Below are 12389 nucleotides of genomic sequence, written 5' to 3'. Positions count from 1 at the left end.
AGCGAACGAATCCGAGGACCGCGACGTGACCGCGCAGCTCAATCCGCGCGGTGACGTCGCGGTCCTTGTTCCTGCGGCCGGAGCCGGGGTACGCCTCGGCCCCGGTGCTCCCAAGGCCCTCCGGCCGCTCGCCAGCGAGCCCCTGCTGGTGCACGCGGTCCGCCGGATCGCCGCCGCGCCCTCGGTGCACACGATCGTGGTGGCGGCCCCGGCCGCCGACGTCGAGTCGGTCCGGCGGATGCTCGCGCCGGTGGCGCGGGTGACCGTGGTCCCCGGCGGCGCCGAGCGCCAGGCGTCGGTGGCCGCCGCGCTGGCCGCCGTCCCCGCCGGGCCGGAGATCGTCCTCGTGCACGACGCGGCCCGGGCCCTCACCCCGCCCGAGCTGGTCGAGTCGGTGGCCGCGGCGGTCCGTGGCGGCCACGACGGGGTGATCCCGGTGCTGCCGGTGGTCGACACCGTCAAGGAGGTCGACGCCGGTGAACGGGTCCTCGGCACGGTCGACCGGGCCGCCCTGCGCGCGGTGCAGACCCCCCAGGGCTTCCGCCGGTCGGTGCTGACCGCCGCGCACGAGGCGGCCGGCGATGCGCTCACCGACGACGCCGGTCTGGTCGAGAAGATGGGCGTCCCGGTGATCTGTGTGCCCGGGTCGGAGCTGGCTCTGAAGATCACCCGGCCGTTCGACCTGGCCCTGGCCGAGCATCTGCTGGCCGGCGGCGCCTGACGCGTACGCTCGGGCCATGATCGTTCCTCGGGTGGCCATCGGTACCGACGTGCACGCCTTCGCGCCGGGCCGGCCCTGCTGGCTGGCCGGCCTGCACTGGCCGGACCAGGACGGCCTGGCCGGTCACTCGGACGCCGACGTGGCGGCGCACGCCGCCTGCAACGCCCTGCTCTCCGCCGCCGGGCTCGGCGACCTGGGCGCCAACTTCGGCGTCGATCAGCCGGAGTGGGCGGGCGCGTCCGGGGTGGCCCTGCTCACCGAGAGCGCCCGGCGGGTCCGGGCGGCCGGCTTCCAGATCGGCAACGTGTCGGTGCAGGTGATCGGCAACCGGCCCAAGATCGGTCCGCGCCGGGAGGAGGCGCAGCGGGTGCTCTCCGCGGCGGTCGGCGCGCCGGTCACCGTCTCCGCCGCCACGACCGACGGCCTGGGCTTCACGGGTCGCGGTGAGGGGCTGACCGGGATCGCGGTGGCCCTGGTCCACGAGGCGCCGGCCGAGTGACGCGGCGACCGGGCGGCACCCGGTCGCCGGGCCGCATCGATCAGTCGACGTCCGTGCAGACGTTGTGGGTCGTGCCGTGGAGCATCGTGATGGTCTTCTCGAAGGTGGGGGTGAACTCCACGGTGAACTGGCCGTCGACGATCCACAGCCCCTTCGGCAGCGAACCCGCGTTCTCCCGGAAGCCGAGCAGCACCGGTCCGGTCACGTACCAGGTCATCGACCCGTCCGTGCCGTAGACGACCAGCGAGGTGCCGCTCGCGTCCGCCGTGGAGGTGGCCCCGGTCTCCAGATTGGTCACCCGGTCGATCAGGGCGCCGGTGAACAGCTCCCGCTTGGGCGAGCCGTCCGGATACGTCGCCAGGGTCAGCTTCCGGACCTCGTCGACGGTCGGTTCGACCCGCACCGCGAAGTCGCAGCGGGCGCCGGCGGGCAGCTCGAACGCTGCCTGCGGGGCCGGCTCCCAGGCGCCGGGGGCGATGTCTCCGCTCGCGGCGGACGCCGTGCCGGGCAGGCTCGCGACGATCGCGGCCACGACCGACGCCACCGCGATGCTCATCTTGAAACGCATGGTCACTCCATCCGTGCTTCTGGTCAGGGCCGGACCAGGATCACCAGCCCCGCTCACCACGGGCTCACCGCGCCGAGCCGGAAGGAGGCCGGATCCCCCGGAACGCCGGGCCGGCCGCCGGGGCACGCACCATCCGCTCACCGCCGGATGACAACCGGCGGCCCGGGCCAGCATGTCCTGTTCGGTATGGAGTTCCGACTGCTCGGACCCTTCGAGGCCCGCCACCAGGGCCGGCCGGTCGAGGTCGGCAGCCGGCGCCAGGAGCGCTGCCTGCTCGGTGTGCTGCTGCTCGACACGGGACGGGTGGTCCGGACCGAGCGCCTCATCGACCTGCTGTGGAACGGCAGGCCGCCGGCCTCGCCCCGGGGGGTCGTGCAGACGTACATCGGCCGGCTACGGGCGTCGCTCACGCCGTACGGGGTGCGGATCAGCACCCGGGGTGAGGGCTACCTCGTGGAGGCGGACGGGCACCGCGTCGACGTCGACGAGTTCGGCGAGCTGGTCCGGGCGGCCAGCGCCGCTGCGGACCCCGGCGAGCGGGTGCGGTTGCTCGACCGGGCGCTGGCGCTCTGGCGGGGGCCGCTGCTCGCCGACGCGGTGGACGGCGAACTGCGGGACCGGCTGCGCGGCACCCTCGGGGAACTCCGGCTGGTCGCCGTCGAGCTGCGCGCCGAGGCGCAGCTCGCCCTGGGCCAGCATGCCAGGGCGATCGCCGAGCTGATGCCCCTGGCCGCCCGGCACCCGACCCGGGAACAGCTCGTCGCCGTCCTGATGACCGCGCTGTACCGGAGTGCCCGCCAGGCCGACGCGCTGCGGCTTTACCGGACCACCCGGCAACTGCTCGTGGACGAGCTGGGCGTCGAACCGGGGTCGCGGCTGCGGGAGGTGCACCGGCGGATCCTGAGCGGCGACGACCGCCTGGACCGGCCCGGACGGCCGGTGTACGAGGTGCTGGTCCGCGACGAGAGCCTTCCTTGGAGCGTCGGTGGCCACCCGGCGTTGGACTTCTGCAACACCTTCGCCGGCTGGGGGCACGAACCGCCGCTGCCCGGCGCCGAGTGGCTGCGCGGCTACCGCACCCTGGCCGTGTGGGCCGGGCACGTCGGTCTCCTCGACGACGTCTCGGTGAGCCGGCTGCTGCACCTGGGCCGGCGGCAACCCGACCGGGCCGAAGCGGTGCTCGCCGAGGCCCGGGACCTAAGGCACGCCCTGTACGGATGCCTGACCGCACCGGATGACCGGCACGCCTTCGACGCGGTCGCCCGATACTCCGAGGCCGCCGCGAAGGAGCTGGTGTTCCGGCGCGGGACCGACGGCCGCGGGCGGTGGTGGCCGCAGCTTGCGGCCGGACTCCGGATGCCGCTGCACGCCGTCGCGTGGAGCGCCGCCCAGCTGCTCGCCGACCCGTGCCGGCTCACCCTCCGGATCTGTCCGGACGAGCGGTGCGGCTGGCTCTTCCTGGACGAGACCGGGCTGCGGCGCTGGTGCAGCCTGGGCACCTGCGGGCGCTCGCCGGACCGCGTCCGCTGCCACAGCGCTTGACCGGCGTCCCGCCCGCTCGGCGTCAGCGGGCGGATGGACAGACCGGCGGCTACGCTCGCCGGGATGCCGAGTGACGCCGCCCCCGACCAGTCCGCCGCCGACGGCTACGTCCAGCGTGCGCAGCTCCTCGCCGAGCTGGGCCGGTACGACGAGGCCGCCGAGGAACTCGACGGTGCGCTCGCCGCCCGGCCGGGCAACCCGGAGGCGTTGACCATGCTGGCCCGGGTGCACCTGGCCGCAGCCCGGCCGGCGGAGGCCTTGCCGGCCGCCGAGGCGGCTGTCGCGGCCGCCCCCGGTGCCCTGTCGCCGCTGGTGGCGCTCGGCTTCGCCCTGGCCGACCTGGGCCGGTGGAAGGCCGCGGCGAGCACCGGGGACAAGATCCTGGCGCTCGGCCCGGATGACGCGTACGCCCAGCGGAGCGCCGCCGCGATCCTGGCCGGCGCGCGCAACGGGCAGCCGGCGCTGAACGCCGCCTGGCGGGGTGTGGAGCTGGCCCCGGATACCGCGCAGGCGCACCTGGTGCTCGCCCTGGTCGCGGCCCGGCTGGAGCTGTTCGACCTGGCCGAGCGGGCCTACCGGGAGGCGCTGCGGCTCGACCCGGAGGTGGCCGAGGCGCGGCACGACATGGGGGTGATCCGGCTGGAGCAGCGCCGCTACGCGGAGGCGCTGGAGCACCTGGCCGAGGTGGCGGCCCTGGACCCGGGCGCCGGCGAGGCCGGTCCGGCCGTCGCCGATGCCGGCCGGACCGTCACCGATGCCGGCCGGACCGTCACCGATGCCGGCCGGACCGTCACCGATGCCGGCCGGACCGTCGCCGACGGGGTGCGCCGGCTGGTTCTCCACGGCGCGGGCTGGTCGCTGATGGCCAGCGTGCTGGTCGCCGTCCTGGCCCCGGTCGCGCCGGGCCCGTCCCGGGTCCTCGCGGTGCTGGCCGCGCTCGGCGGGGCGCTGCTGGTCTGGCGGTCCGCGGTCCGGCTGCCCGGCCTGCTGGACACGATCCTGCCCGGGCTGTTCGGCGCGGACCGCGGCCTGGCCCTGGCCGTGTGCGCGATGGCCGCCGCCCCGGCGCTGCTGCTGCTCTACGCGCTGGTCGGCGGCCCGTGGCCGCTGGTCACCGGGATCGCGGTGTCGGTGGTGGCCGGGTTCGCCGTGCTCGTCCGGACCGGCCACCACCCCCGGCGCTAGGCCCGGCGGGCCCAGGTCCAGGCGTACGCGTCGTCCTCGCAGGCACTCGCGGCGTCGCAGAGGTCCAGCGGGCGGAAGGTGTCCACCATGACGGCCAGCTCGTCGAAGAACTCCGCACCGATCGACCGCTCGGCGGCACCGGGCTGCGGGCCGTGAGTGAAGCCGGACGGGTGCAGCGAGATCGAGCCCTGCTCGATGCCGGAGCCGCGCCGGGCCTCGTAGTTGCCGCCGGTGTAGAAGAGCATCTCGTCGGAGTCGACGTTGTGGTGGTTGTACGGCACCGGGATGGCGCCCGGGTGGTAGTCCACCTTGCGCGGCACGAACGAACAGATCACGAAGTTCGGGCCCTGGAAGGTCTGGTGCACCGGCGGCGGCTGGTGGATCCGGCCGGTGATCGGCTCGAAGTCGTGGATGGAGAACGCCCACGGGTACATGTGGCCGTCCCAGCCGACCACGTCGAACGGGTGGTTCGCATAGACGTACCTCGTCCAGCCGCGCCGGTGCCGGACCAGCACCTCGACGTCGGTCTCGTCGACCAGCAGCGGCGTGTCCGGCCCGCGGACGTCCCGCTCGCAGTAGGGCGAGTGCTCCAGGAACTGCCCGCGCACCGAGAGGTAGCGCTTGGGCGGGCCGACGTGGCCGGCGGCCTCGATGGCGAGCAGCCGGGCCGGCTCGTCGCCGGTGGGCACGAGGCGGTGGATGGTCGAGGTCGGGATGATGACGTAGTCGCCGGCCACCGCGTCGAGCACGCCGAACGGCGACTCCACCCGCAGCGTCCCCGACTCCACGTAGAGGCAGTGGTCGCCGGTGGCGTCCCGGAACAGCGGCGACGGCCGGTCGGCCAGCACGTAGGCGATCCGTACGTCGTCGTTGGCGAGCAGGTACTGCCGGCCGAGCACCGGGTCCGCGCCGGCACCGTCGAGCTTGTGGGTGCGCAGGTGCCGCGGCTTGAGCGGCAGGTTTGGCACCCGGGTGAAGGCGGGCGGGGTGAACTCCTCGGCGGCCACGATGGCGGTGGGCGCGTGCCGGTGGTAGAGCAGCGACGAGTCGGAGGAGAAGCCCTCCTGACCGACCAGCTCCTCGGCGTAGAGGGTGCCGTCGGGCTGGCGGAACTGGGTGTGGCGCTTGCGGGGCACCTCGCCGACGCTGCGGTAGTACGGCATCTCGCCTCCCGATATGTCCCGTTCTCCGGCCGGTGACGTCCGATAATCGGACGCGGTTGTCCGTTCCTTGTAGCGTCCCGTAGATTCTTGTCTCGTGTCAACGCAGGTGCCCCGCCTCTTCGCCGGCCTGGTCGACGACGCGGCGGTCTTTCCGCCCGGTAGCGCCGCGCTCCCGGACGCCGTGACCGCGCATCACCGCCACCGGACCGGGTGGTACGCCGACCTGGTCGGTCCGCTGCTGCTGCCCGCCTCGGCCCTTCCGGACGTGCCCGACCTGCTCGCCCAGGAGGCGGCCCTGCCGGTCGGCGTGATCGGCGACGTGCCGGTCGGCCGGCTCGAGGCGGCCCTCGCCGAGGCGGACGCCCGGCTCGCCGTCCGCCAGGTCGAGACGCCCGTCGCCAAGCGCGGCGAGGACCCGCAGCCCGGCCTGGCCGACCTGCTCAAGCTCGCCGAGCGCCTCGGCGGCACCACCGTCTACGCGGAGGTCCCGCTGACCTTCGGGCTGATGGGCGCGCTGGACGCCCTCGCCGAGGCACGGGCCGGCGGGCTGCCGGTCGCCGCCAAGTTCCGCACCGGCGGGCTGGCCGCGGAACTCTTCCCGACCCCGGTCGAACTGGCCGCGGTGATCTGCGCCTGCCGCGACCGGGGGCTGCCGTTCAAGCTGACCGCCGGGCTGCACCAGGCGATCCGGCACCGGGACCCGGAGACCGGCTTCACCCATCACGGGTTCGTCAACGTGCTGGCGGCGACGCTGGCCGCCACCGGGGGCGCCGAGGTGGCCGGCGTGGCCGAACTGCTCGGCGCCACGGACCCGCTCCGGGTGGTCGAGCCGGCCCGGGTGCAGCGGGAGGCCGAGCGCCCCCTCTGGGTCGGCTACGGCTCGTGCAGCATCTCCGAACCACTGACCGATCTGATCCGGCTGGGGCTGGTGAACGGGGGCTACGAGGAATGAGTTGGGTCTCAGGCGCGGCGGGTTCGCCGTACGGGGTGAGCAACCTGCCGTACGGGGTGTTCCGGCAGGGCGACCGCGAGCCGCGGATCGGCGTACGCATCGGCGACTTCGTCCTGGACCTGGCCGGTGCGGAGGCTGCCGGGCTGGTGCTGGCCGCCGGCGCGCTCGGCCGGCACACCCTCAACGACTTCATGGCGCTCGGGCGTCCGCAGTGGACCACCGTGCGGCAGCGGGTCAGCGAGCTGCTCACCGATCCGGCGCACCGGCCGGCCGTGGAGCCGCTGCTGGTGCCGCTGCGCGAGGTGGAGCTGCTGCTCCCGTTCGAGGTGGCCGACTACGTCGACTTCTACTCGTCCGAGCACCACGCGTCGAACGTCGGGCAGATCTTCCGCCCGGGCCAGCCCCCGCTGCTGCCGAACTGGAAGCACGTGCCGATCGGCTACCACGGCCGGGCCGGCACGGTGGTCGTCTCGGGCACCCCGGTCGTGCGGCCCACCGGCCAGCGGGCCACCGCGCAGGGCCCGACCACCGGCGCCTCCGTCCGGCTGGACATCGAGGCCGAGGTCGGGTTCGTGGTCGGTGTGCCGAGCCGCCTCGGCGACCGGGTGCCCGTCGCCGACTTCGCCGACCACGTCTTCGGGGTGGTGCTGGTCAACGACTGGTCGGCCCGGGACATCCAGGCGTGGGAGTACCAGCCGCTCGGGCCCTTCCTGGGCAAGTCCTTCGCCACCTCCGTGTCGGCCTGGGTCACTCCGCTGGACGCGCTGGCCGACGCCTTCGTGCCCGCACCGGACCAGGACCCGCCGGTGCAGGACTACCTGCGCGACACCCCGCACCTCGGGCTGGACCTGGCCCTGTCGGTGGAGTGGAACGGCGAGCAGGTCGCCGAGCCGCCCTTCGCCACCATGTACTGGACGCCGGCCCAGCAGCTCGCCCACCTCACCGTCAACGGCGCCTCGCTGCGCACCGGCGACCTCTACGCCTCCGGCACCGTCTCCGGGCCGGAGCGCGGGCAGGTCGGTTCCTTCCTGGAGCTGACCTGGGGCGGGGCCGAGCCGGTCAAGTTCGCCGACGGCACCGCCCGGACCTTCCTGGAGGACGGCGACACGGTGACGATCACCGCCACGGCACCCGGCCCGGACGGCACCACCGTCGCCCTCGGCGAGGTCACCGGGACCATCCTTCCGGCCCGCTGAGCCGCCCCTGTTCACTCTCCGTCCCTGGTCGCACCCGCTGTGCGACCGGGGACGTTTCGTTCGCCGTTGATCGTCGCGGATTGCGTACGCCCCGGCGGTGCGGGCCGGGGCGCACCCCGAGTGGAACAGGAAGGACCGCGACGATGACCGAGCTGACCGGCGCCGTCTGGCGCACCAGCAGCCGCTCCAACGATCAGGGCCTCTGCGTCGAGGTGGCGACCAACGTGGTCGCCGCGCACGGCGTGGTGGGCGTACGCGACTCGAAGGACCCCGAGGGACCGGCGCTCGCCGTCAGCCCACCGGGCTGGACGGCGTTCGTCGCCGCGATCCGGGGTGACGCCTTCCGCTCCTGACCGCTCGCCGCGCCCGGTGCCCCGGTCGGGGCACCGGTGGTGGAAATGTCACCGCAAGGCTCCCAATGGTCGGTGACGGCCCGTACCGTGGACGACACGGGAGGTGCCATGTCGACGGTGACGGTTTCCGCATTCATCGAAGCGCAGGACGTCGACGTCTGGCGGCTCCTCACCGACCTCCCGGCGCGGGCCGACTGGCTCTCCGCGGTCGGCAGGATCGACGTCCTCAGCCCCGGCGATCTCGGGCCCGGCACGGCCTGGCGGGAGACCCGGGTCCGGCCCGACGGCGTCGCCGAGGCGGAGGAGTTCCTCGTGGTCGAGGCGGTCGCCCCGGCACGGCTGGTGCTCAGCTCGCGGGGCGCGGGCGCGGACTACCGGATCACCTGGACGCTGCGCACCGTCGAGCGCCGGCGGCGCGGCTGCACCGAGGTCACGGTCGAGCACGAGGCCGTACCGACCCGCCCGGTCGGCCGGGTGCTGGCCCTGATCCTCGGCGGCCTGGCGGCCCGTGCGGTCGAGGGCGCCCTCCGCCGTGACCTGGCCGACCTGGCGCTGGCCGTCGGGCCCACCCGGCCCGCCGAGGCCGCCTGAGCCGACCCGGGCACCGGGACCGGGGCCCGGCCGTCGGACCGATCGGCGTGCCGTCCACTCCACCGCGCGACGCAGGCGGCAGCCCGCCGACGCGGCGCGGCGTCGGCGAGCCCCGCTGGGTAGGGTGCCGGTCGGAGGTGCGGCATGGGCAAGCCCGCGGGGCGGCGGATCCTGGTGGCGGCCGTGGCGGTGCTGACCGTCGCGGCGGCGGCCGCCGTGGTCCTCCGGGTCCTCGCGCCCGCCGAGGTCGAGACGGTCGCCCGGGGCGCGTACCCGGCCGCGCCGGCCCCGCCGACCGGGGTGATCGGGCGGCTGCCGGTGGCGCCGCTGGTCGTGGACGGCCGCCTCCGCGTCTACGCGGGCGCCCGCCAGGTGTACGCGGACCAGCCCGTCTCCGGGAAGCACCGGGTCACGCCGTTCTGGTCCTACCGCCGGTGGCCGGCCAAGCTGGTCGGGGTGCTCGCCGAGGGCACCACGGTGGTCAGTCGCTGGTCCGACGGGAAGCTGGTGGCGCTGGACGCGCGTACCGGACGGGTCGTCTGGCGGGCCGACGGCCCGGAGCCGGGCGCGGTGCCGAAGCCCCGTCGCACCTATGCCGCCACGGTCTGGGACCCGGCGGGACTGCACGTCACGCGGGCCGCCGGCGGTGGCGCCGTGCTGGTCGCGGCCGGGCCAAGCGCGGTCGGCGGGTACGCCCTGACGGACGGCCGCCGGCTGTGGCGGGCGGAGGTGGGGCGCGGCTGCCGTGCCGACGTGGGCACCACGGCCGCCGGCGAGCTGGTCGGGGTGGACTCCTGCGCGGGGCCGGCGAGGGTGGAGTTCCGGGACGCCGCGACCGGTGCGGTACGGACCCGCTGGCGACCGCCGGACGCCCCGGACGGGCTCGTGGTGACCCCGGTCGGCTGCCGGGACGGGCACTCGTCCTGCCGGGGGCTGCGTACCTCCGGACGGGGCGACGAGACCGGCCGGGGCTGGCTGGTCCCGGCGGCGGGTGAGCCGGTGGCCGCCCCCGCCCTGGACGGCCCGGACACCGAACTCGACGGCGAGCACGCCGTGTCCGTTGCCGGTGGCGTGGTCACCGGAAGATCCGCCCGGACCGGGGAGGAGCTGTGGCGCCGGGCCGACCTGGGTGCGGTGCGGATCCTGGCGGTCGAGCCCGGCCGGGTGCACCTGCTGACCGAGGGGCGGGACCTGATCGCGCTGGATCCGGCCACCGGGGCGGAGCGGTCCCGGTTCGTCATGGACATCGGCCGGGACGGGACCGGCTGGCAGCCGGGCCGGGCGCACGCGGCGGGCGGCTACGTGGCGGTGGAGCGGCTGCACGAGGGGGCCCGGCCGGAGGACGACGACCAGGGCTACTTCCTCATGGCCGAATCGGTGCTCCTCGCCGCGACCTGATCCTCGCTAACTCGACAAATCGGACAAGAAGCCTATACTTCCGGTATCCCGTCGGCCGAGGCGTCCGGGGCCGGTCCGTAGGGGGTTGACGGACCGGCCCCGGACCAGCCGTCAGGCCAGCGCGGCCTCGGCGGCGGCCAGGAAGGCGTCGTTCTCGGCCGGCGTGCCGATGGTGACCCGCACGCCGTCGCCCGGGAACGGCCGGACGATCACGCCACGCGCCTCACAGGCCCGGCCGAACTCGACCGCCCGATCGCCCAGCGGCAGCCAGACGAAGTTGGCCTGGCTGTCCGGCACGTCCGGGACGAACTTGCGCAGCGCCTCGGTGACCCGGTCCCGCTCGGCGACGACCAGCGCGCAGCGTCGCTCGACCTCGTCGGCCTGGGCCAGCGCGGCCAGCGCGCCGGCCTGGGCGGCCATGCTGGTGGAGAAGGGCGTGACCACCTTGCGCACCGCGGCGGCCACGGTCGGCTCGGCGACCAACCAGCCGATCCGCAGGCCGGCCAGGCCCCACGCCTTGGACAGGGTGCGCAGCACCGCCACGTTCGGCCGGTCCAGGTAACTCAGGCCGTCCGGCACCTCGGGATCGGTGACGAACTCCCGGTACGCCTCGTCGATCACCACGAGCACGTCGTCCGGCACCGCGTCGAGGAAGCGGTCCAGCTCGGCCTTGCGAACCGCCGTGCCGGTCGGGTTGTTCGGGTTGCAGACCAGGATCATCCGGGTCCGGTCGGTCACCGCCGCCGCCATCGAGGCCAGGTCGTGGCCGTGGCCGGCGTCGTTCGGCACCCGCACGCTGGTCGCGCCGCTGGTCGCCGCGATGATCGGGTACGCCTCGAACGACCGCCACGAGTAGAGCAGCTCGTCGCCGGGCAGGCAGGTGGCCCGGACCAGGTGCTCGGCCAGCGCCACCGAACCGCAGCCGGTGGCGATCCGGTCGGCGTCCACGCCGTAGCGCTCGGCGAGGGCCTGACGCAGCGCCACCACGCCCATGTCCGGGTAGCGGTGCGAACCGGCGACGGCCTCGGCGACCGCCTCCACGACGCCGGGCAGCGGGCCGTACGGGACCTCGTTGCTGGCCAGCTTGATCGCCTCGGGCAGGCCCAGCTCGCGGGCCAGGTCCGCCGGGCTGCGCCCGGGCACGTAGTTGGGCAGCGCGTCCAGGTCGGCGCGGGTGAGCCGCAGCGGAGGCTGGTGACGTCCGGTGTCGGTCATGGGGTGTCTCCCGGGGGGTTGGCGCGGTCGCGCGGGGTGGTACGGGTGTCGGGCCGGGTGCGGGGGAGCTGGACCACCACGGTCTGCGCCCGCTTGTCGTGCAGGGCCTGGCGCAGCGGCTGGTCGAAGAGCGGGGAGACCGCGTCCACGAACTGGAGCAGCAGGCCCAGGCCGCAGCAGTACCAGAGCAGGGTGGGCAGGCCGAGGGTGCTCCAGCGCCGGGTGGCCCGGCCGAAGCCGAGCGGCTGGTCCGCCTCGACCGGCACCGCGCGGACGCCCACGAGCCGCTTGCCGAAGGTCTGGCCCCGGGCCGCCATCGACGGCACCTCGTACGCGAACCAGAGCGCGGTGGCGATCAGCAGGATGGTGATCTGGAGCCCGGCGGCCTGCTCGCCCGGCTGGGGCAGCCCCTCCGTGGAGGTCTCCCCGGCCAGCGACCGGCGCACCGACTCGCGCAGGTACGGCGAGATCTCCTCGATGTAGCGCCAGACGAACCAGCCGTTGACCACGACGTTGAGCAGGAACACCACACCGAGGTCGATGAGGCGGGCGACCAGCCGGGCGCCGTACGAGGCGAGCGGCAGGCCGTGCGGGCGCGGGACCGGCGGCCGCCCGGGCCACCCCGGATATGGCCAGCCCGGCGGCGGCCCCTGCTGTCCGGGCCACGGGCCGGCCTGGCCCGGCTGCCCCGGCTGTCCCGGCCACGGCTGGCCGGGGCCACCGGTCGGCGGGCCCGGGAACGGACCGACGCCCGGGCCGCCGGGGTGTCCGCCCGGGGCGGGCTGGGCCGACTGCGGCGCGGCCGCGGCGGGGGCCGGTACGGGGGCGGGAGCCGGCTCAGGCGGCGGTGGTCCCTCGGGCGGGGTGGCGTCGACCGGGATCGGCGCGCCGATCCACCCCTCGCCGTCCCAGTACCGGCGGGTCTCGGGATCGGCGGGGTCGACGTACCAGCCGGGTTGCACGCTCACGGTGCCGGCTCAGTTCGCGATTGCGGGGCTCGCAGACC

General features: G+C 75.3%; 13 protein-coding genes. 9 read left to right on the top strand and 4 right to left on the bottom strand.

What is annotated here, in order from left to right:
* The first annotated feature begins 25 nt into the window (after positions 1-25).
* Entirely contained in the window at positions 26-721 is a 696-nt protein-coding gene (gene ispD, locus ABZW14_RS16360) for a 2-C-methyl-D-erythritol 4-phosphate cytidylyltransferase (RefSeq protein ID WP_355346400.1), read from the top strand.
* Between the two features lie 16 nt (positions 722-737).
* Positions 738-1220: a 2-C-methyl-D-erythritol 2,4-cyclodiphosphate synthase gene (gene ispF, locus ABZW14_RS16355; protein ID WP_355346397.1), complete on the top strand. Its 483-nt coding sequence runs from the start codon at positions 738-740 to the stop codon at positions 1218-1220.
* 40 nt (positions 1221-1260) lie between these two features.
* On the opposite strand, the gene ABZW14_RS16350 is transcribed toward ispF, so the two are convergent.
* Positions 1261-1788, bottom strand: coding sequence for a hypothetical protein (locus ABZW14_RS16350; protein WP_355346394.1), 528 nt, complete (start codon positions 1786-1788; stop codon positions 1261-1263).
* A gap of 186 nt (positions 1789-1974) precedes the next feature.
* Here ABZW14_RS16350 and ABZW14_RS16345 point away from each other — a divergent pair, with 186 nt between their 5' ends.
* Both ABZW14_RS16345 and ABZW14_RS16340 read left to right on the top strand, forming a co-directional pair.
* A complete protein-coding gene (locus tag ABZW14_RS16345) occupies positions 1975-3330 on the top strand; it encodes a BTAD domain-containing putative transcriptional regulator (protein ID WP_355346391.1) in 1356 nt (451 codons plus the stop codon).
* Between the two features lie 63 nt (positions 3331-3393).
* Positions 3394-4515 carry a tetratricopeptide repeat protein gene (locus ABZW14_RS16340; protein ID WP_355346388.1) on the top strand — a complete coding sequence of 374 codons (1122 nt, stop codon included), beginning with the start codon at positions 3394-3396 and terminating at the stop codon, positions 4513-4515.
* On the opposite strand, the gene ABZW14_RS16335 is transcribed toward ABZW14_RS16340, so the two are convergent.
* Positions 4512-5678, bottom strand: coding sequence for a cupin domain-containing protein (locus ABZW14_RS16335; protein ID WP_355346385.1), 1167 nt, complete (start codon positions 5676-5678; stop codon positions 4512-4514). The genes ABZW14_RS16340 and ABZW14_RS16335 overlap by 4 nt on opposite strands.
* Positions 5679-5772: 94 nt before the next feature.
* Between ABZW14_RS16335 and ABZW14_RS16330 the strand changes: the two genes are divergently transcribed.
* The 5 genes from ABZW14_RS16330 (at position 5773) to ABZW14_RS16310 (ending at position 10168) form a co-directional block, all read left to right on the top strand.
* Positions 5773-6630, top strand: a complete 858-nt coding sequence (locus tag ABZW14_RS16330) for a hypothetical protein (RefSeq protein WP_355346382.1) — start codon at positions 5773-5775, stop codon at positions 6628-6630.
* Entirely contained in the window at positions 6627-7826 is a 1200-nt protein-coding gene (gene fahA / locus ABZW14_RS16325; protein WP_355346379.1) for a fumarylacetoacetase, read from the top strand. The genes ABZW14_RS16330 and fahA overlap by 4 nt, the downstream gene beginning before the upstream one ends.
* Positions 7827-7969: 143 nt before the next feature.
* The gene (locus ABZW14_RS16320; protein WP_355346376.1) at positions 7970-8179 is read left to right on the top strand and encodes a DUF397 domain-containing protein; all 210 of its coding nucleotides are present in this window, start codon (positions 7970-7972) and stop codon (positions 8177-8179) included.
* Positions 8180-8287: 108 nt separating this feature from the next.
* Positions 8288-8770 carry an SRPBCC family protein gene (locus tag ABZW14_RS16315; protein ID WP_355346373.1) on the top strand — a complete coding sequence of 161 codons (483 nt, stop codon included), beginning with the start codon at positions 8288-8290 and terminating at the stop codon, positions 8768-8770.
* 144 nt (positions 8771-8914) lie between these two features.
* Positions 8915-10168 carry a PQQ-binding-like beta-propeller repeat protein gene (locus tag ABZW14_RS16310; protein ID WP_355346370.1) on the top strand — a complete coding sequence of 418 codons (1254 nt, stop codon included), beginning with the start codon at positions 8915-8917 and terminating at the stop codon, positions 10166-10168.
* A 111-nt stretch (positions 10169-10279) separates the two neighbouring features.
* Here ABZW14_RS16310 and hisC read toward each other — a convergent pair whose 3' ends face one another.
* Both hisC and ABZW14_RS16300 read right to left on the bottom strand, forming a co-directional pair.
* Positions 10280-11383, bottom strand: a complete 1104-nt coding sequence (gene hisC, locus ABZW14_RS16305) for a histidinol-phosphate transaminase (protein WP_355346367.1) — start codon at positions 11381-11383, stop codon at positions 10280-10282.
* Complete coding sequence (locus ABZW14_RS16300) at positions 11380-12351, bottom strand: RDD family protein (RefSeq protein ID WP_355346364.1); 972 nt, start codon at positions 12349-12351, stop codon at positions 11380-11382. The genes hisC and ABZW14_RS16300 overlap by 4 nt, the downstream gene beginning before the upstream one ends.
* Positions 12352-12389 lie beyond the last annotated feature (38 nt).

This window comes from Micromonospora sp. NPDC004551 (genome assembly GCF_040609975.1).
GTDB lineage: Bacteria > Actinomycetota > Actinomycetes > Mycobacteriales > Micromonosporaceae > Micromonospora.
This window is presented reverse-complemented; position numbering and strand designations above follow the sequence as displayed.

Excerpts from the sequence above, each read along its gene's own strand:
- hisC (WP_355346367.1), bottom strand. The coding sequence starts at position 11,383 with ATGACCGACACCGGACGTCACCAGCCTCCGCTGCGGCTCACCCGCGCC.
- ispF (WP_355346397.1), top strand. The coding sequence starts at position 738 with ATGATCGTTCCTCGGGTGGCCATCGGTACCGACGTGCACGCCTTCGCG.
- fahA (WP_355346379.1), top strand. The coding sequence starts at position 6,627 with ATGAGTTGGGTCTCAGGCGCGGCGGGTTCGCCGTACGGGGTGAGCAAC.
- ABZW14_RS16315 (WP_355346373.1), top strand. The coding sequence starts at position 8,288 with ATGTCGACGGTGACGGTTTCCGCATTCATCGAAGCGCAGGACGTCGAC.
- ABZW14_RS16310 (WP_355346370.1), top strand. The coding sequence starts at position 8,915 with ATGGGCAAGCCCGCGGGGCGGCGGATCCTGGTGGCGGCCGTGGCGGTG.
- ABZW14_RS16345 (WP_355346391.1), top strand. The coding sequence starts at position 1,975 with ATGGAGTTCCGACTGCTCGGACCCTTCGAGGCCCGCCACCAGGGCCGG.
- ABZW14_RS16340 (WP_355346388.1), top strand. The coding sequence starts at position 3,394 with ATGCCGAGTGACGCCGCCCCCGACCAGTCCGCCGCCGACGGCTACGTC.
- ABZW14_RS16335 (WP_355346385.1), bottom strand. The coding sequence starts at position 5,678 with ATGCCGTACTACCGCAGCGTCGGCGAGGTGCCCCGCAAGCGCCACACC.
- ABZW14_RS16350 (WP_355346394.1), bottom strand. The coding sequence starts at position 1,788 with ATGCGTTTCAAGATGAGCATCGCGGTGGCGTCGGTCGTGGCCGCGATC.
- ABZW14_RS16320 (WP_355346376.1), top strand. The coding sequence starts at position 7,970 with ATGACCGAGCTGACCGGCGCCGTCTGGCGCACCAGCAGCCGCTCCAAC.